The 19924-nt window shown below is 64.6% G+C and carries 12 protein-coding genes; 2 read left to right on the top strand and 10 right to left on the bottom strand.

Annotation, left to right across the window (positions count from 1 at the left end; all coding sequences use genetic code 11):
* Positions 1-42 precede the first annotated feature (42 nt).
* The 8 genes from CNX70_RS11340 to CNX70_RS11305 form a co-directional block, all read right to left on the bottom strand.
* Positions 43-1158, bottom strand: a complete 1116-nt coding sequence (locus tag CNX70_RS11340) for a polyamine ABC transporter substrate-binding protein (RefSeq protein WP_096234762.1) — start codon at positions 1156-1158, stop codon at positions 43-45.
* Positions 1159-1327: 169 nt separating this feature from the next.
* Positions 1328-3934, bottom strand: a complete 2607-nt coding sequence (clpB, locus tag CNX70_RS11335) for an ATP-dependent chaperone ClpB (RefSeq protein ID WP_096234761.1) — start codon at positions 3932-3934, stop codon at positions 1328-1330.
* Between the two features lie 121 nt (positions 3935-4055).
* Positions 4056-4529, bottom strand: coding sequence for a molybdopterin synthase catalytic subunit MoaE (moaE, locus tag CNX70_RS11330; RefSeq protein ID WP_096234760.1), 474 nt, complete (start codon positions 4527-4529; stop codon positions 4056-4058).
* On the bottom strand, positions 4526-7117 hold the full coding sequence (locus tag CNX70_RS11325) for a DUF349 domain-containing protein (protein ID WP_096238399.1): 2592 nt from the start codon (positions 7115-7117) through the stop codon (positions 4526-4528). Before CNX70_RS11325 ends, moaE begins: the two co-directional genes overlap by 4 nt.
* A 178-nt stretch (positions 7118-7295) precedes the next feature.
* Entirely contained in the window at positions 7296-7970 is a 675-nt protein-coding gene (locus CNX70_RS11320) for a hemerythrin domain-containing protein (RefSeq protein ID WP_157750986.1), read from the bottom strand.
* 116 nt (positions 7971-8086) lie between these two features.
* On the bottom strand, positions 8087-10753 hold the full coding sequence (locus CNX70_RS11315) for a bifunctional acetate--CoA ligase family protein/GNAT family N-acetyltransferase (RefSeq protein WP_167389644.1): 2667 nt from the start codon (positions 10751-10753) through the stop codon (positions 8087-8089).
* 116 nt (positions 10754-10869) lie between these two features.
* On the bottom strand, positions 10870-11862 hold the full coding sequence (locus tag CNX70_RS11310; protein WP_096234758.1) for a DUF2804 domain-containing protein: 993 nt from the start codon (positions 11860-11862) through the stop codon (positions 10870-10872).
* Positions 11859-13142 (bottom strand): winged helix-turn-helix domain-containing protein, encoded by a 1284-nt coding sequence (locus CNX70_RS11305; RefSeq protein WP_096234757.1) that lies wholly within the window; start codon positions 13140-13142, stop codon positions 11859-11861. Before CNX70_RS11305 ends, CNX70_RS11310 begins: the two co-directional genes overlap by 4 nt.
* 200 nt (positions 13143-13342) lie before the next feature.
* On the opposite strand from CNX70_RS11305, the gene CNX70_RS11300 reads away from it, so the two are divergent.
* Positions 13343-15487 carry a TonB-dependent receptor domain-containing protein gene (locus CNX70_RS11300; protein ID WP_096234756.1) on the top strand — a complete coding sequence of 715 codons (2145 nt, stop codon included), beginning with the start codon at positions 13343-13345 and terminating at the stop codon, positions 15485-15487.
* Positions 15488-15516: 29 nt separating this feature from the next.
* Here CNX70_RS11300 and CNX70_RS11295 read toward each other — a convergent pair whose 3' ends face one another.
* Together CNX70_RS11295 and CNX70_RS11290 are read right to left on the bottom strand one after the other, a co-directional pair.
* The gene (locus CNX70_RS11295) at positions 15517-16185 is read right to left on the bottom strand and encodes a response regulator (protein WP_096234755.1); all 669 of its coding nucleotides are present in this window, start codon (positions 16183-16185) and stop codon (positions 15517-15519) included.
* Positions 16186-16216: 31 nt separating this feature from the next.
* On the bottom strand, positions 16217-16588 hold the full coding sequence (locus tag CNX70_RS11290; RefSeq protein ID WP_010396763.1) for a YajD family HNH nuclease: 372 nt from the start codon (positions 16586-16588) through the stop codon (positions 16217-16219).
* A 282-nt stretch (positions 16589-16870) separates the two neighbouring features.
* On the opposite strand from CNX70_RS11290, the gene CNX70_RS11285 reads away from it, so the two are divergent.
* The gene (locus tag CNX70_RS11285) at positions 16871-19891 is read left to right on the top strand and encodes a PAS domain-containing protein (RefSeq protein ID WP_244199116.1); all 3021 of its coding nucleotides are present in this window, start codon (positions 16871-16873) and stop codon (positions 19889-19891) included.
* The last annotated feature ends 33 nt before the right edge of the window (positions 19892-19924 follow it).

Raw genomic sequence — 19924 nt, 5'->3', positions numbered from 1 at the left:
CAGTGACGGCCTACCGGCCCGTCCCTCGCGCCATCCTTGTTTTTACACTCCCGTCTTGAACTTCGTATAGATGCGCGTCATCAAGCGGCGAATATCGGCCGTGGTCGCTTCTGGCGCCGCCATGCGCTGCTTGTCGGCATCCGACAGGAAGATGGCCTTGTTCTCACCGATATCCTTGCGTACATATTTGATGCTGGCCGGATTCGGATTCGCGTAAAACACCTTGTTGCTCAGGCTGGCATGCACTTGCGGACGCAAAATGTAGTTGATGAACAGGTGCGCATTGTTCGGATGCGGCGCGTCGGCGGGGATGGCCATGGTATCGAACATCAGGGCGGCCGTCTTCGGCACCAGCACTTGGATCACATTGCCGTTTTTCGCATCGATGGCGCGCTGGCGCGCGATATTGATGTCGCCCGACCAGCCCAGCGCGACGCAGACGGAACCGTTGGCCATGTCGTTGATGTAGCCTGACGAACTGAACAGGGTTACGTAGGGGCGGATCGCTTGCAGCACCTTGCCCGCTTCCTGATAGTCGCCAGCCGTTTTCGAGTACGCAGGCTTGCCCAGGTATTGCAGGGCAGCCGGCAGCACTTCGGACGGCGAGTCAAGGAAGGAGACGCCGCACGATTTCAGCTTGGCCGCGTATTTCGGGTCAAAGATCAGGTCCCAGGCGTTGTCGGGCATGGGCATGCCGCCCAGCGCGGCCTTGACCTTGTTGACGTTGATGCCCACCGTCGTGTAACCCCACAGCCAGTCGACCAGGTAATCGTTGTTCGGGTCGATCTTCGACAGCTTGGCCTGCAAGTTCTGGTCCAGGTTGCCCAGGTTAGTCAGCTTGCTCTTGTCGAGCTTGCGCAGCAGGCCCGCATCGATCTGCAGGCGCGCCCACTGGGCCGTCGGCACGACGATATCGTAGCCAGACTTGCCCGCCACCAGTTTCGCATTGAGGATTTCGTTATTGTCGAAAACGTCGTAGCGTACCTTGATGCCCGTTTCCTTTTCAAAATTCTTGATCGTATCGTCACCGATATAGTCCGACCAGTTATAGATGTTCAGGACCTTCTCTTCCTGAGCGTGGGCAGGCAATGCCAGCACGGCCGCCGCCAAGGTCAGTCCCACTCCAATGCGCCGCCCTGCTTGCCATGTGTGTGCCATCGTACCGCCTCCAGAAGAATCAGAAAATAGTGACGATGATAGCAAGAAGGGCGCGATCAGGTCTAGCCCGATCGCGCCCTTGCTTATTACTGCCAAATCAACCCCCACCGCAAACACCGGGGTCGGACCCTCAGGGTCCGACCCCAGCCTTTCGCCGTTGGGGTAAAAATTACACCTTGTCCAGCCCCACTTGCGCACCCGAAAACACCAGGTTGCCGTTCTGGGCGTCGATGCGGATCTCGTCTTTCGGGCCAAAGCGGCCTTCGAGGATCAGCTTCGACAGCGGATTTTCGATCTGCTGCTGGATCGCCCGCTTCAGCGGACGGGCGCCATACACCGGGTCGTAGCCCGCTTCGGCGATTTGCTGCAGTGCCGCGTCCGTCAAGCTCAGCTGCATGTCCATGCGCGCCAGGCGTTCTTCGAGAATCTTCAGCTGGATCTTCGCGATCGCGCCGATGTTTTTCTCGTCGAGGCCGTGGAACACGACGATTTCGTCGATGCGGTTGACGAATTCGGGACGGAAGTGCGAGCGCACCTCGGCCATCACGGCCAGCTTCACGACACCGGGATCATCGCTTTCCATGGCCTGGATTTTATGCGAACCCAGGTTCGAGGTCATGATGATGACGGTATTCTTGAAGTCCACCGTGCGGCCCTGGCCATCCGTCATGCGTCCGTCGTCGAGCACTTGCAGCAGCACGTTGAAGACGTCGGCATGCGCCTTTTCCACTTCGTCGAGCAAAATCACGCTGTACGGCTTGCGGCGCACGGCTTCCGTCAGGTAACCGCCCTCGTCGTAACCGACATAGCCGGGTGGCGCGCCGATCAGACGGGCCACGGAATGCTTCTCCATGAACTCGCTCATGTCGATGCGGATCATCGATTCTTCCGTATCGAACAGGAAGGTCGCCAGCGCCTTGCTCAGCTCGGTTTTACCCACGCCCGTCGGTCCCAGGAACATGAAGGAACCATATGGACGGTTCGGGTCGGAGAGGCCGGCGCGCGAGCGGCGGATGGCGTCAGCCACGGCCGTGATCGCTTCATCCTGGCCCACGACGCGCTCATGCAGCTTTTCTTCGATATGCAGCAGCTTGTCGCGCTCGCCCTGCATCATGCGCGACACGGGGATGCCCGTCGCGCGCGACACCACTTCGGCGATTTCCTCGGCGCCCACTTCCGTGCGCAGCAATTTCGGCTGGTCGGGATCGCGTTTCGGGATGCCGCTGTCAGCCTGCTTGAGCTGGGCTTCCAGCTGCGGCAGCTTGCCATACTGCAGCTCCGACACTTTCTGCCAGTTGCTTTCGCGCGTGGCCTGCTCCATCTGCAGCTTGACTTGCTCGATCTCTTCCTTGATGTGCGTGCTGCCTTGCACCACGGCTTTTTCCGCCTTCAGGATTTCCTCGAAGTCGTTGTACTCGCGCTGCAGCTTGACGATTTCCTCGTCGATCAGGGCCAGGCGGCGCAACGACGCCTCGTCTTTTTCCTTCTTGACGGCTTCGCGCTCGATCTTCAGCTGGATCAAGCGGCGTTCCAGCTTGTCCATCACTTCCGGCTTGGAATCGATCTCGATCTTGATCTTCGCCGCCGCTTCATCGATCAGGTCGATCGCCTTGTCGGGCAGGAAACGGTCAGTGATGTAGCGGTGCGACAGCTCGGCGGCAGCGATGATGGCCGCGTCCGTGATTTCCACCTTGTGGTGCAGCGCGTATTTATCCTGCAAGCCGCGCAGGATGGCGATCGTCGCCTCCACGGTCGGCTCGTCGACCAGCACTTTCTGGAAGCGGCGTTCCAGCGCGGCATCCTTCTCGATGTACTTGCGGTACTCGTCGAGCGTGGTGGCGCCCACGCAATGGAGTTCGCCGCGCGCCAGCGCCGGTTTCAGCATATTGCCGGCGTCCATCGCGCCGTCGGCCTTGCCCGCGCCCACCATGGTGTGCATCTCGTCGATGAAGACGATGGTTTGCCCCTCGTCCATGGCCAGTTCCTTCAGCACGGACTTCAGGCGCTCTTCGAATTCGCCGCGGAACTTGGCACCGGCAACCAGGGCGGCCATGTCCAGCGCCAGCACGCGCTTGCCTTTCAGGGACTCGGGCACTTCGCCGTTGACGATGCGCTGCGCCAGGCCTTCGACGATGGCCGTCTTGCCCACGCCCGGCTCGCCGATCAGCACGGGATTGTTCTTGCTGCGGCGCTGCAGGATCTGGATGGTGCGGCGGATTTCGTCGTCGCGGCCGATGACAGGGTCGAGCTTGCCCTTGCGTGCCCGCTCCGTCAGGTCCAAGGTGTATTTTTTCAAGGCTTCGCGCTGGCCTTCGGCCTCTTGCGAGTCGACCTTGTTACCGCCGCGCACGGCGTCGATGGCCGCTTCCAGGGCCTTGCGGGTCAGGCCGTTTTCGCGCGCCAGCTTGCCGCAGTCGGACTTGTCCTCCGTCATGGCCAGCAAGACCATTTCGCTGGACACGAACTGGTCGCCCGCCTTTTGCGATTCCTTGTCGGCCAGGTTCAGCAAGGCCACGAATTCACGGCTGACCTGCACGTCGCCACCCGTGCCCGACACCTTCGGCAAGCGTTCGATCGAGGCGCCCAGGGCCTTGGACAGGCCGCCCACGTTGACGCCGGCCCGCTGCAACAGCGAACGGGCGCCGCCGTCGTCCTGGTTCAACAGGGCCGTCAGCAGGTGGACTGGTTCGATATAGGGGTTATCGTTACCCACGGCCAAGCTTTGCGCATCGGCCAGGGCTTCCTGTAATTTGGTAGTGAGTTTGTCTTGTCGCATGAAAAGCGCTCCCGGTTAATTAGTTGTTAACCAAATTGGGGTGAGGCAGTACTTTTCAAGCATACACAAAACAGAAAACTGATGCATTCTTGCAAATGCTGGTGTGCGCGGCAGAAACGCCTCACATAGCGCTGGCTTTGGCCGTCCATTTGTCCAGCGCCGTCTCGTCGCTGTCGCGCGCATCGACCCAGCGCGCGCCTTCCGGCGTGTCTTCCTTCTTCCAGAACGGCGCTTGCGTCTTCAGGTAATCGATGATGAATTCGCAGGCGGCGAAAGCCTCGCCACGGTGGGCGGACGAGACGGCCACCAGCACGATCTGCTCCTGCGGCAGCAGGGGTCCTACGCGGTGGATCACCAGTGCGCCGGACAGGGGCCAGCGGCCCCGCGCCTGCTCGACGATCGCTTCGATGGACTTTTCCGTCATGCCCGGATAGTGCTCGAGTTCCATCGCGGCCACGTCCAGCCCTTCGTTCATGTCGCGCACCGTGCCGACAAAGCCGACGACGGCGCCCACCTTGGGGTTGCCTGCACGCAATTGTGCGATTTCTTGACTGAGGTCAAAATCGGCTTGCTGGACACGGACGGAAGTACTCATTTGGCATGGCCTCCGATACGGCGCAGCAGGGTTTCGATACGGCTGGCCGTACGCGCATCGGTGGCGGCGGCAATCGCGCACAGTTGCATCAGCTGCAACGCTTGCGTGAGCGGCTTCTGGCCCGATTTGAGCGACGATTGCAACACCTCCACCTGCATTTTCAGGCGGTCGCGGGCAAATTCGGCACCGCTGTCGACGCCGGCGACGATTTCCAGGCGCAATACTTCATCGCGCAAGCGCTCCTGGTTGGCCTGCAATTGCTGCACGTAGGCGGCGTTGCCCTCGCCCAGTGCCGCCTGGGCGGCGGCAAAGCGCTGCTGCAGGCTGCGTTCATATTGCGTGTCCAGCGCTGGCAAGGCGCTCCAGCGCTCGCTCCACGCTTGCGCGTCGGCGCCGGCGTCGCCATCAGCCAGTGCGGTTTCCAGCGATTGCACCAGGCGCAGCTTGTCGCGCAGGGCGTTGGCCTGGGCCGCACCGGCGCGCTCGGCGATGGCATCCGCTTGCGCTTGCACGCCAGCCACAGCGGCCTGGTAGCGCTGCTCGATCTTCGCTTCGCTGGCGCGCGGCACGGGACCGGTGGCGTTCCAGCCGGCACGCGTATCGCGCAGCAAGTGCTGGATGAAGGCGCTGCGGGCCTTGTCGTCGCCCTCGGGCACGACGGCCGTTTCCAGGCTGGCGCACAGCGCTTCGCGCGCATGCAGGTGTTCGCGGCGCTCGTGGTCGGCCGCGTGGGCCGTTTCCTTGCGCCTGGAGAAGATATCATCGCAGGCGGCGCGGAAGCGCTGCCACAGCGCCTGTTCCGCGCGGCGCTCCAGCGGCAGGGCTTTCGCCAGTTCCTGCCATTTGTCCTGCAAGGCTTTCAGCATGTCGACCGTGTTGCGCTCGGATGGTTTGAGCAAGCCCACTTCGACGATCAATTGTTCGCGCCGCGCCGTCTCGATCTGGCGCTGCGTGTCCAGCGGCTTCGACAGGGCGTCCAGCGCGGCGCCGAACTCCGTATCCAGGCGTTTCTTTTCCTTGCGGTCGATGGTGCCCAGGCGCGTCCACGCCTGGCGCAAACGCTGCGAGGCGGAGGCGACGTGTTTCCAGTCGGTACTTTCTTCGGCCGCCAGGGCCGCCGTTTCCGCGATCAGTTCCTGGGCCTTGGCCGCATTGCCGTGGCGCTCTTCGGCCAGTTGCTTGAAATGCTGGGCCGCCGGCGCGTACGCCAGGCTGCAGGCGGCGTCGAAACGTTCCCACAGGGATTTCGGTGCCGGGCCGGACAAGGTATCAAGCGACTTCCAGCGCTCGCGCAGGCTGCCCACTTTCTTGGCCAGCTCGGCCATCGGCAGTTCCTGTGCCGGCAATTCCTCGCCCGCCTTGACCAGCTCCTCGCGCGACACGTTGCCGCCCCAGCGCGCCCAGTCGGCCAGGCGTTTGAATTCCCCACGCACGTGGGCCAGGCGGTCCGCTTGCGCCGGCGTCAAACGGCCATGCTTGCTATCGCGCAAAGTCTTGTCATGCTCGGAAGCCACATGCAACAGCCCGTCCTGCAAGGCCGCTTCCATGGCGTCGAGCACCTTGAAAAACTGCTCCGTCGCTTCTTTCGAGACGGGCGCGAGCTCCTGGCGCGGCTTGCGCGGCGCAGGTACAGGTGCAGGTGCAGTATGGGCCGGTGCGGCCTCTGTTTCCGCCGTCTGCACAGGTGCCGGCGCGCTGGCCAGCAGGGCCGCAAATTGCTGCTGCAGGCTGTCGGACAAACTGGATTCAGGCAGGCGCGGCAAGGCTTGCCACGCGCGTTTCAGGGTATCCACGTCGAGGCTGGCGGCGTCCTGCGCCTGCCATTCGGTCAGCGCGGCCTGGCGCGCGTCGAACACGGCCTGGTGCTGCTGCAGCGCTTGCAAGGCGGACTGCGCCTGCTCGCGCGCCTGGACGAAATCGCTTTCCAGGTGTTTCGGCAAGGAGGCGCGCTCGGGCGATTGTGCATGCTGCGCATGTTCCGCATCCAGGCGGGCCAGCGCCTGCGCCAGTTCCCCGGCGCACTGGCCACTGCTGGCCAGCGCGCGCGCGGCGGCGACGGCGTCGATCACGGCGCGCTGCAACACCACTTGCGCTTCCAGGCGGGCGGCCAGCGCGGCACGCGCAGCGCTAAAGGCGCTCGCCAGTTCGGGCGTGGCCTTGATGACTTGCCATTGGCGGTCCAGCTCGGCGACCTGGTTGGGACTGAGCTTGTCATCGTTCAGCAGGCGCTGGGCCGTATCGATGCTGGCCTGGGCGCGCTGGGTTTCCGCCGCCTGGTGGCGGATCAGGTCGATGCGGCCCTGCATCAGCTTGGCGACGCGGCGGTCCGTGTTGCGCATGGCCAGATGAACTTTTTCCAACAGCGGCAAGGCATGGACGTGTTCGGCCGCGATCAGACGGGCATCGGCAAATTCGCTGGACACAATGAATTCAAAGGCGGCGGCTTCGTCGCCCGCCACGGCGTGGGCACGCGCAACCTGTTCGGCGCGGCGCGATGCGCTCTGCGCCGAGGCGGCGGCCTGTTCTGCCACGACAGGGTCTGGTGCGGAAGGCTTGCTGGCAGAACGCTTGAAAAGAAATTCGAACATGACGGGTTTCGCGTGGATCAAAACCACCATCATAACAAAGCCCGGGGTATTGCATCGGACAGGTCTGTACAAGTTACCAAATGACTAACACATGATTTCTTCCTGGCTGGCGCCAGCGCAAAATCAGGGACGCGCAGCCGGTGCAAACGGGCGGACGGGGTGGGCGCTCGCTACCCGCTCAAGCCTGCGCGCGCAGGGGCTGCGGGATGGCAGGCAAGGCATCGTCCGCCGAGGTGCCGTCGCTTCCCGCGGTTTCAGCGGCGCCAGCAGGCGTGCCCGGCGCTGACAAAGGCACGGGCAACACAAAGGGCAGCACTTGCGCCTTGCCACGGCGCGCTTCCTGCGCGCGCGCATCGTGGGCGAGGAACTGATAGGCGATGGCAAACCACGCTTCGCCCACGATGACCTTGCGCGCCAGCGCGAACAGTTCGCGCTCTTCTTTTTCCAGGCGCTGCAGCAAGGCCGCGCAAAAGGTGTCGATGGCCGCGCGCAGCTGCTCGGCCTGCAATGCGGAATGGTCGATGGCGGCGCCCGCGCGCTGCTGCACCACATTGATGCTTTCCAGCGCCGCATGGTTCAAGCCATTGAGCTCATTGAGCAAACCGTCAAGCAAGCCATCCGCCTGCGGCGTGGCCTGGCGGATGGCGGGGATCAGATACATCTCCACCTTGCGCCAGTAGCCTCCCTGGTAGAGCCGGTTCAGCCAGTCGCCCGTGTACTGCAGTTGCGCCAGGCTCAGCCAGCTCTGCTGGCGCAACTGCACCTGCATGTATTTTTGAAATGCCAACAAACTCATGCGGATACTTGCCTGTTCCACCGACAGGGAAACCAATATATATGTTGCAGTAAGCATGCACTCACTCCCGAAAATGCGCTGGATGTCTGATCCTGGAAGTGAAAGTGTAAAGACTACCGACAGCGGTGGATTTGATCCTGCACAAACCCGCGGCGGGCCAGCCGCGCTTTCTTTTACGGCGCGCGCAAGCCGATATGCAGGTTGACCACGCCCGGCTCTTCCGATGGCGTGACTTCGCCGCCAAAACTTTTCACCAGCCGCTGCATGCCCTTGTTGCGTGCCATCGCCTCGCCCACCAGCGCTTCCGTGCCACGGCTGCGGAAGTAGTCGACCAGCTTTTCAAACAGGATATGGCCCAGGCCCTTGGCTTTCAGGGCCGAGCGCACGGCGATGGCGAAATCGGCGTGGATATTGTCCGGGTCGGCCACGGCGCGCACCACGCCCAGGGTTTCCGGCTTGCCGTCCGGGCCCGTGTGCGTGGCGATGAAGGCCATGGCGCGGTCATAATCGATCTGCGTCAGGCGCGCCAGTTGCGACACGGGCAGCTCGCGCATGGAAGTAAAGAAGCGCAGGCGCACGTCGTCCGGGTCCAGTGCATTGAACAGGTCCATGTGCTGCGGCGCGTCCTCGGGGCGGATGGGGCGCAGCAAAATGGATTGCCCCATCCACGTCACCTGCTCCTCCAGCTCCTGCGGGTACGGGCGGATGGCGAGACGGTCGCTCTTCTGGCCCGGTTGCAAACGGATGCGCGCGTCGAGGGCGATCACGCCGTCCGCGTCGGCCACCAGCGGGTTGATGTCGAGTTCGGCCAGCTCGCCGATATCGGCCACCAGCTCGGCCACCTGGATCAGGGTGTAGCAGATGGCGTCGATGTCGGCCGGCGGCTGGTTGCGGTAGCCCGCCAGCAGTTTCGACACGCGCGTGCGCGCCAGCATGTCGCGCGCCAGCACCATGTTCAGCGGCGGCAAGCCGATGGAATGGTCGGCCGTCACTTCCACGGCGATGCCGCCCTGCCCCACCAGGATGACGGGGCCGAAGGCGGCGTCCGTGGTGACACCGACGATCAGTTCATGCGATTGCGGCCGGCGCGCCATCTGCTGCACCGTAAAGCCGTCGATCAGCGCGTCGGGGCGCATGCGGCGCACGCGCTTGAGCATGGCGGCAGCGGCCGCGCGCAGGATGTCGGGCGTGTCGAGGTCGAGCGCCACGCCGCCCACGTCGGATTTGTGAGCGATGTCGGGCGAATGGATTTTCAGCGCCACCGGGTAGCCGATGTCCACCGCCACGGCCAGCGCCTCTTCCACGTCGGCCGCCATGCGCGTAATCGCCACGGGAATGCCGTAGGCGGCCAGGATTTCCTTCGAGCGGCACTCGCCCAACACCGTCTGGCCGGCCGCCAGCGCGGCGGCGACGATTTCGCGCACGCGCGCGCGGCGCGGCGTGGCCGACATGGGCAGCTGCGCCGGCACCTGCATCAGGGTTTCCTGGTTGCGCCGGTACTGCACGATCTGCATGAAGCCATGCACGGCCTTTTCCGGCGTATCGTAGGTGGGAATGCCGGCGCGGTTGAAGACCTGGCGCGCGGGCGCCACGGTGGTGCCGCCAAGCAGGCACGACAGCACTGTGCGCGAGGTGGCCTTGATCAGCGGCGTGACGGCTTCGGCGATGTCGATCGACGAGACCATGGCCGTGGGCGCGTGCAGCAGCAGCAAGGCGTCCGCCTGCGGCTCGTCGAGCAGCGGCTTGATGGCGTCGACATAGCGCTGCACGGGCGCGTCGCCGGGCAAGCCGACGGGGTTGTCGTGCGACCAGCCGCGTGGCAGCGCCTTTTCCAGCGCGATCACGGTATCGGGCGACAGCTCGGCCAACTTGCCGCCGCTGCCCACCAGCGCATCGGTAGCCATCACGCCCAGGCCGCCGCCGTTGCACAAAATCGCCAGGCGCTCACCGCGCTGCGAACGGATATGCGTGAGCGTTTCCACCGCGTCGAACAGTTCCTCGGCCGAATACACGCGCAGCATGCCGGCGCGGCGGATGGCCGCGTCATACACGGCGTCGGAGCCTGCCAGCGCGCCCGTGTGCCAGGCCGCCACGGCGGCGCCTTCGGCCTCGCGTCCCGCCTTCAGGACGATGACGGGCTTGCTGCGCGCGGCGGCGCGCGCCGCCGACATGAATTTGCGCGCCGCCTGGATGTCTTCCATGTACAGCAGGATGGCGGCCGTGTCGATGTCGCCGGCCAGGTAATCGAGCAGGTCGCCGAAATCGATGTCATAGCTGCCACCGAGCGAAATGAACTTGGAAAAACCCACGCCGTGCGCGTTGGCCCAATCGAGCACGCCCGACACCAGCGCGCCCGATTGCGACACGAAGGCGATCTTGCCGCTCGTCGCGCCCAGATGGGCGAAGCTGGCGTTCAAGCCCAGTTTCGGCACCAGCAGCCCCATGCTGTTGGGGCCGAGGATGCGCAGCAGATGCGGCTTGGCCGCTTTCAGCATGGCCAGGCGCAGCGACTGCTCGCGCACGGGGTCGAGGCCGGACGTCATGACGATGGCGGCGCGCGTGCCCAGCGCGCCCAGGTCGCGGATCAGCGCCGTGATGGTGGCGGGCGGCGTGCAGATGATGGCCAGGTCCGGCGCCTTGGGCAAGTGCGCCAGCTTGCGGTAGCATTTCAGGCCCATCAGCTCGTCGTACTTGGGATTGACGGGCCAAATGTCTCCTTGATAGCCGCCCCCCAGCAGGTTGGCCAGGGCGATGGCGCCCAGCTTGTGGTCGCGCGCCGTGGCGCCGATCAGGGCCACCGAGGCCGGCTTGAACAACTTGTCGAGATTACGGATACTCATGTTCTGGCCTCATGGATTGCCGGAGCGGGATTGCCGGAGTGGCTGCGCCAGTGTATAGGATGCGCTGTCAAAAAAACTTGACCTTGTGGCGCGTTTCGCAAAAAAACCGCGCGCGCCTACCAGCGCGAGCGGTGGCTTTCCGTCACGCCCGCCAGCTGCGCCACGATGCGCTTGGGAGATTGCGCGCTGGTGCGTACCCAGCCGCTGAAAGTGCCGATGGGCTGGATGTAGCGGCTGGCGGCGAGCCACAGGTTTTTGTCTTCGCGCCGCGCCCCTTCCGGCTTGAAATGCAGGTCCAGCAGATCGTCCTCCGTCCACACGTGCCATGGCGCCAGCGGATTGTCGGGATTGAAGTCGAAATGCGCGCGGCCCAGCGCATACAGCTGGCCATCGAGCCACAGCGCGTTTTCATGCGCACCGAAATAACCGGCCTGCAGATTGAAACCCAGGTCCAGGCTATGCGCCGAGGCCCAGCGCCATTCCGTCTCGCGCGCCAGCAAGCCGTTCGAATAGTCGAAACTGGCCACGCCGTCGTCCAAGCTGTAGCCCATGGCGCCGCAGCGCACGCTGCCCCACAAGGGCAGGCCGCCCGACTTTTGCGTCGCATGCACGCTGCCGCCTTCGGCCACCGGGCCGATCGCCAGCAGGGTCGGCGCCACGGGCGGGCCGAATTCCGCATCGATGCCGAAATGGCCGCAATCGAGCTGCAAACGGTAGCGCTGCTGCGGCTGCGCCTCGATGGAGATCAGGTGCGAGAGGAAGCGGAAACGGCTGCTGCCCCCCGCGTGCGGCGCCACCGATGCGCACAGGCCGGGGATGCCATCCTGCGAAAAGCTGGCCACGATCTTGCCCTTGTGACGGTCGAAGGCATACGCGAAAGCCGTGCTGGTCCAGCCCAGGTCGACGATGGCCACGCCGCAGAACAGGGTGGGCGTGGACAGGGCCACGTAATGCCAGCGCTTGTGGTGAAACAGGCGCCAGAGGGCGCCGCGCGCGTACGGCGGCGCCAGCGCGGCCCAGTCGAAGGCATTCAATTGCCCCGTGTAGCGGCCAAAACATGGCACGCCGTCAGCGTCGAGCAGGTGGGCAGGAGCCGGCGGCAGCATCATGCGGCCTGCCTTGTGGCAGCGCCGCCGTCGTGCAGCGCCTCGGCCAGCAGCGCGCCGAAGGCTGCCGGCTGCGCCTGGACGATATCGATATCCGGGCAGGCATGCCAGAGCGCCAGGCGCTGCACGGCGCCGGCCACGTCCTGCACCAGGCGGGCGCTGAGGCGCACGCCGTCTTCCAGCACCAGCAACTTGATCTCGAAGCGCCCCTGCGCGCGGTGCGCCTTGGCGTCCAGGCGCCCCACCAGCGCGCCGCGCCGCAAAATCGGTAACGTAAAATAGCCATAGCGGCGCTTCTCGGCCGGCGTGTAGCATTCGAGCCGGTAGTCGAAGTCGAACAGTTCCAGCGCACGGCGCCGGTCCCACACGACGGGATCGAACGGCGATAAAATCGTCGTCAGGGTGGGAGCCAGCTTGCCGGCGGCGGCATTGCGCGCCAGTTCCGCGTGATCCGCATGCACGTAGACGGAGTCCATCCAGCCGGCCACCGCGCAGCGCAGCAGCGCGCCCTCGTCCACCAGCGCCTGCAGATCGTGCGCCAGGCTGGCACGCGCTTGCTTCGTGCGGAAGTAGTCGCTGATCCAGCTGGCCCGCGCCAGGCCCAGCGCCTTCACGCTGGCCAGCAGCAGGCGCCGGCGCACCTGCTCTTCAGGCGGCAGCAAGCCATCGTGCCAGCCGGGCAGCACGCGCTCGGCGAGGTCGTAATAGCGCTGGAACTGATGGCGTTTGGCGATCATCAGCACGCCCGACGTAAACAGTACTTCCAGCGAGCGCTTTTCAGGCTTCCAGCTCCACCAGCCGCCCGCCTTGCCGTCCGTGCGTTCGAAGTCCGCCGAGCGCGCGGCGCCGTTGGCGCGGATATGTTCGAGCACCGACGCCACGGCGTCGCCCTGCTCGGCCATCCACTTAACAGAATATTTCCAGCCCATGGCGGCCGGGTCCAGCATGCGGTGGCGGTACAAGCCATAGTCTTCGATGGGCACGAAGCACGCTTCATGCGCCCAGTATTCGAACAGCGCGCCCTCGGCCAGCAATTGCTCCAGCCACGGTTGCGGATAGTCGCCCAGCCGGCTCCACAGCACCAGATACGGGCTGCGCGCCACCACGTGGATGGTGTCGATCTGCAGCACGCCCATCTGCCGCACGGCGGCCAGCACGTCGGCCTTCACGGCCTTCTTGCGGCGTGCTTGCAGCAAACCCTGCGCGGCCAGGTGCAAGGCGCGCGCGGCAGCCAGCGATAAAGGAGGGAGGTCGGGAGCTTGGTGTTTGTCTGGGCTGTGCATAGCTGAAAGATACCGCATTCCGCGTGCCACTTGCACGTTTTATCGCTATTAAGAATCTCTTAAGAACTTCTGCCCATGATCCGGAACGACATATTTTTTGGGAAGCCACGTCCGTAATTGTTAATGATTCTTATTACTTTCATGATTCGCATTACCCAAACAAACCAGACCAATCATTAATCCATCCTCCAGGAGTTTGCATGTCCAACCGCACCCGCCGCGCGCACCTGCCGCGTCCCACCACCCTGGCCCTGGCCATGGCCGCCCTGTCCTGCCTGCCGGCCTACGCCCAGACGGGCACGCCTGCCAGCATGCCCGAGGTGGTGGTCTCCGCCTCCGGTTTCGAGCAGGATATCAAGCAGGCGCCGGCTTCTATTACCGTGCTGACGCGTGAAGAACTGTCGAAGGAGCGCTTCGGCAACCTGACGCAGGCGCTGGAAAGCGTGGAAGGCATCGACGTGGGCGCGGCGGGCGACAAGACGGGCGGCATGAACATCAGCATCCGCGGCATGCCCAGCGACTACACGCTGGTGCTGATCGACGGACGGCGCCAGAATGCGGCCGGCAACGTCACGCCGAACGGCTTCGGCGGCACGCAGACGAGCTTCATGCCGCCGCTGGCCGCCATCGAGCGCATCGAGATCATCCGCGGCCCCATGTCGACCCTGTACGGCTCGGACGCCATGGGCGGCGTGATCAACATCATCACGCGCAAGGTGGGCAAGCAATGGATGGGCTCCGTCTCGGCCGACTACACCTTGCAGCAGGAATCGGACTTTGGCGACGTGAAAAACGGCCGCTTCTACCTGAGCGGCCCCATCGCCACCGACCTGCTGGGCCTGTCCCTGCGCGGCAGCAAGCAGCGCCGCGATGCGGCCGACATCCGCTACAACGGCGCGGGCGGTCCGGGAACCGCGCCGAACATGGGCGCCAACCCCGTGCGTGCGGACATTGAAAACGTTGGCGCGCGCCTGGCCTACACGCCGAACCGCTACCACACCGTCATCCTCGACGCCGACGCGGGCCGCCAGACCTACGACAATTCGAACGGCCAGCTGGGCACCCAATCGGTGCAGGGCGGCTACGGCCCGGAACAGAAATACAAGCGCGACCAGTGGACCCTGTCGCACACGGGCCGCTTCGGCTTCGGCACGCTCGACAGCAGCTACATGGTGAACAAAACGGAAACCCTGGGCCGCACGATTCCGCCGGGCACGCCGGGCGCCGTGGCAGGCAGCGCGCGCACGCTGGAAGTGGAAAGCCAGGTGGTCGACACCAAATTGGTCATGCCTTTGGGCAAACACATGGCGACCGTCGGCGCGCAATGGTGGAAAGCGGAAATGACGGATGGCGTGGCGCCAAAGACATTCGAATTCACGCAAAAAGCCCTGTTCGTGGAAGACGAATGGCAGGTGCTCGAGCATCTCGCGCTGACCTTCGGCGCCCGTTATGACGATCACAGCATCTTTGGCGGCCAGACCAGCCCCCGCGCGTATGCCGTGTGGAACGCGACACCGAGCTGGACCGTCAAGGGCGGCGTCAGCAAGGGTTACAAGACGCCGCGCGTGGAACAACTGTCGCCGGGCATCAACGGTTTCGGCGGCCAGGGCACGATACCGCTCGTCGGCAGCCCGGACCTGAAGCCGGAAACGAGCACGACAACGGAAATCGGCGCGTATTTCGACAACCTGGCCGGCTGGACCGCCAGCGGCTCCCTGTTCAACAATGCATTCAAGGACAAGATCACCACGGGCACGGGCCTCGTCAACTGCGACTACCGCCCGTCGCCGAACCGTCCCGGCTGCGTCAGCTTCGGCAACTGGCCCAACGTCGATGCGTTTGGCCAGTCGGTCAACGTGGATGAAGCCGTCACGCGCGGCGTCGAGCTGAACACCCGTTTCCCGCTGGGCAAGACCTTGTCGGCCAGCGCCAACTACACCTACACGGAAAGCGAACAGAAGAGCGGCAGCAACGCGGGCAAACCGCTGAGCGACACGCCCAAGCACGCCACCAACGCGCGCCTCTCGTGGGATATCTCGCGCGCATGGAACGGCTGGCTGCGCGCCGAGTACCGCAGCGAGCGCTTCCGCGATCCGGGTACCTCGGCTTCCACGCGCGCCGCCAAGGCCGCGCTGGGCGACTACAAGGGCTATACCATGCTGCACCTGGGCACCAGCTATCAGCTGAATCAGCGCGTCACCCTGAACGCGGCCGTGTACAACCTGCTCAACAAGGACTTCATCGACTATCAGCCGTACCGCGCCCCGGCATTGACCTACGCGAATCGCTATGTCAACAGCATGGATGGACGCCGTCTGTGGTTGTCGGCGACTGTCGATTTCTGATCAAGCGGGCGGCCTGCGGGCCGCCTTCGTCAAGCCACCTTGGGCTTGTCGATGCAATAACCGATCGCATGCACCGTGCGTATCAAGTCCCGCCCCAGCTTCTTGCGCAGGTGGTGGATGTGCACTTGCACGGCATTGCTCTCCACTTCATCCCCCCAGCTGTACAGGTTTTTCTCCAGCTGTTCCCGGCTCAGCACCCGGCCACCGTGCTCCAGCAGCAATTGCAGGATGCGGAACTCCTTGACCGTCAAGGTCACGGGCAATCCCCCTTGCGTCACCTGCCGGTCGGCGATATCGAGCACCAGCTCGCCATGCACGAGGTGCTCGCGCAGCCGGCCGGCGGCGCGGCGGCAGGCGCTGCGGATGCGCGCGGCCAGTTCGTCCAGGTCGAACGGTTTCACGATGAAGTCGTCGGCGCCCGCGTCCAGCCCGGCGATGCGCTCGCCCACCGTGTCGCGCGCCGTGACGATCAGCACGGCGCCGCTGTAGCCATTGTCGCGCAGCATGCCCAGCGCCTGCATGCCGTCCTGCCCCGGCAAGCCCAGGTCGAGCAGGATGCAGCCATAGTCGTGCAGGCGCACGGCCGTATGCGCGTGTTCAGCGCTCGTGACCCAGTCGACGGCATGGCCGCCCTGTTCCAGGCCGATCTGCGTGGCGCGGCCCAGTTGCGGGTCGTCTTCGGTCAGCAGGATACGCATGGTAGGGTGAGACGGAGCCGGCGCGGCCCGCTCAGTCCTTCTTCTTGATCAGGCCGGCCAGCGCGGCGAAGGGATTGTGCGTGGCGGGCGCCACCTCGGCCGACAGCAGGCCTGCGCCACGGTCCGCTTCCAGGTAGCGCGAGTGCTCATTGTCGTGGCAATACAGGCACAGCAATTCCCAGTTGCTGCCGTCCGGCGGATTGTTGTCATGGTTATGGTCGCGGTGGTGCACCGTCAACTGCTGTACGTTGGCACGCGTGAATTCGCGCGTGCAGCGGCCGCATACCCATGGATACATCTTCAGCGAGCGCTCGCGGTAGCCGCTCTCGCGCTGGTCGGCGGCGCGGCGCGCTTCGGCCACGATCTTGTCCAGTCTTGCCGCGTCGGGCTTTTTACTCTGCATGACAACTTTCGATATGGGAGGTAGAAGCGCCCATTTTAATGAGGATGGGGGCGCAATTGTACTTTTTCTGCTACGCCGCCAGCCCGTGTCGTCGCCGGCGTGCTTTTTTTAGCGTGCGCGGCACCACAGATACTTGATTTAACGCAGAATAAGCCCAGCGACAGACCGCGAACAGACGATGGGAGCGGCGGCAACAGGGTTATGCGCAAGGCAGCCGATTTCGGCTATCATGCGCGCCACGCCGCCCCTCCCTTTTACCATGACTCTAGCCTGCAAGCGCCCGTGATAGCGATAACAAGACCCCTGCAACGCCTTGCCCGCCGCCTGTACCGTCTCAGTCTGGTGCCCCTGTTCGCGCTCATCTTGCTGCTGGCGCTGTGGGCGGCCGTCTTTTACCAGGTGGGCCAGGAGCGCACCAGCGCCGTGCGCGACGCCGTGGCCGTCAGCCAGTCGCTGGCGCGCACCCTGGCCGACCATACCAGTTTCACCCTGCGCCAGACGGACCACGCCACGCAATTGTTCAAGCTCAAATACGAGGAAACGGAGGGCAGCCTGCGCCTGAATGAATTCATGCGCCGCCAGGGTCTGCTCGACAGCGTGCTGCCGTCGAAGCTGGCACTGCCGATCGCCCTCATCGACGCGCAGGGCAATGTGATCGACAGCGCCAATGCGTATTGGCCGGAAAACCTGGTTAACCAGGCATTTTTCAGGGCGCTGGCCGCCAATGCATCCGACACGGCCATGGTCGACACGCCCATGCTCGACGCGGCCAGCAAGCACTGGACCATCCGCCTGGCGCGCCGCCTGAACGATGCCCAGGGCCGCTTTGCCGGCGCCATCATCATCCACGTCGACCCGGCCTATTTTGTCGACGATTACGACCGCCTGGACCTCGATGAACAGGGTGCGCTGATGCTGGTGGCGCGCGACAGCGGCCTGACGGTGGGGCGCATCGGCGAACAGCGCATCCTCAGCGACCGCATCGACTTCCGCATGCCGGGACCACCACAACACGCGCCCGAAGAACTGCTGATCGAGCCAAACGTCGACGCGACTGCGCGCATCTACAGCTACCGCGAACTGCCGCGTTACCCGCTGCTGGCCGTGGTGGGTGTCAGCCGAGCCGGCGCCCTGGCGCGCTTCGAACAGCGCCGCCTGGCGTATGTCGGCGCGCTGCTTGCCGCCAGCGTGCTCATTGCCGGCTTTACGGCCCTGCTGATGCACCAGAGCGCACGCCTGCGCCGCAGCATCCGCCAGGCCAAGGAAACGCAGGCCCTGCTGCGCGCGGCGCACCAGGGCAGCCTCGACTCCGTGCTGCTGCTGAAGGCCTGGCGCCCCGCGCAGGGCAAGCCGGTGGAAGACTTCATCTTCGCCGACGTCAACGAGCGCGCCGCCGACATGCTGGGCAAGCCACGCTCCGAACTGCTGGGCCAGCGCGTGCTGCCGCAGGTACCTCTGCTGCGTGGCGAGCGTTTTTTCAAGCGCTTCGTGCTGGTGATGGAAACGGGCCAGCCGCTGGAGGACGAATTCGAGCTGACACTGGCCTCGGGCGGCACGCGCTGGCTGCGCCACCAGGTGGTGCCCATCATCGACGGCGTGGCCGTCACCTCGCGCGACATCAGCGCGCGCAAGCACGACGAACTGGCGCTGCAGGATAACCGCAGCTTCCTGCAGTCGCTGATCGACCATTTGCCGGTACTGGTGTACGTGAAAAGCGCGCGCCCGGAGAATTTCGGCAAGATGGAGGTGTGGAACAAGGCGGCCGAGGATATCACCGGCCACCTGGCCGCCGACGTCATCGGCAAGACCGATTGCCAGGCCTTCCCGCCCGGCTTCGGCCTGCACGATGCCGAGGACGACCGCGCCATCCTGGCCGAGCGCGGGGTCATTGACCATACGGAAAAGCCCCTGCGCCTGGCAGATGGCAGCCTGCGCTACCTGCGCGCCGTTTCCGTGCCCGTGTTCGACGAGCGCCAGCAGATCGAACATATCCTGTGCATCGCCGAGGATGTCTCGCAGCGCCGCCAGCAGGAACTGGAACTGCGCCAGAAACAGGCGGAGCTGGCCGCCGTCAACGACGCCTCGCCACTCGGGCTGGTGCGCCTGGACCGCCAGCGCCGCTGCACCTACGTCAACCGCACCTTCGAATCGATCACGGGCCTGCCGCGCGCCGCCGCCCTGGGCGCCGGCTGGACCAGCGCCCTGCACCCGGACGACTATCCGCTGATGCACGTGGCGCTGGAACAGCTCACGCGCAGCCATGCGCCGTTCCAGTCCACCCTGCGCTGCCTGCAGCCCGACGGCAGGCTGGTCTGGGTATCCGTCAAAATTGCCCCCATCCTCATCGACGGCCAGATCGATGGCTACGTGGGCAGCCTGGACGACATTACCACCTTGCGCGAATCGGAAGTGGCGCTGCTGGAGAGCGAAGCGCGCCTGCGCACCATCGCCGACACCTTGCCGGCCATGATCGCGTACATCGACGCCGACCAGGTCTACCGCTTCCTGAACATCGCCTATGAGCGCGAATTCGGCCTGAAGGGCCAGCAGGCGCTGGGCAAGAGCGTGCGCGACACGGTGGGCGAAGCGCGCTACCACACAGTGGCGCCGTATATCGAGCGCGTGCTGGCGGGCGAAACCCTGAGCTTTGAAGAGGACGATGAAAAAGAAGGCATCGAGCGCTGCATGGAAGTAATCTACATTCCGCAGATCGGCGAAGACAAGCTGCAGGTGGCGGGTTTTCACGTGATGCGCCAGGATATCACCGTGCAAAAGCGCGAAAAACAGCGCCTGCTGCAGCTGGCCCAGGTCGATGTGCTGACCGGCTTGTCGAACCGTGCCGGCTTCCAGCAAAAACTCAGCGACGCCATGCACGCGAGCCGCCAGCAACAGCACCTGATGGCCGTCATGTACATGGATATCGACCGCTTCAAGCCCGTCAACGACACACATGGCCACGGCACCGGCGACGCCCTGCTGCGCGCCTTCGCCCAGCGCCTGACGCAAACCATGCGCGTCACCGACATCATCGCCCGCCTGGGCGGTGACGAATTCACCATCATCATGGAACAGATCACCCGGCCCGACGACGCGGCCCTGCTGGCGGAAAAGATCGTCGCCGCCATGCAGCAGCCGTTCGAACTCGATGGCATCAGCGTGCGCATTTCCGCCAGCATCGGCCTGGCCTTCTACCGCGACGAAGACATCTCGCCCGCCGTGCTGCTGCAGCGGGCCGACGTGCTGCTGTACCAGGCCAAGCAGGATGGCAGGAACACTTATCGCGCGGGTCCTGCAGTGCTTTGATCCAGCCGCTGGCGCCTGGCGCCATACCTGCTA

Source organism: Janthinobacterium svalbardense, from assembly GCF_002327145.1.
GTDB lineage: Bacteria > Pseudomonadota > Gammaproteobacteria > Burkholderiales > Burkholderiaceae_D > Janthinobacterium > Janthinobacterium tructae.
The sequence above is the reverse complement of the archived record's forward strand: the minus strand, read 5'-3'. Positions and strand labels throughout refer to the sequence as shown.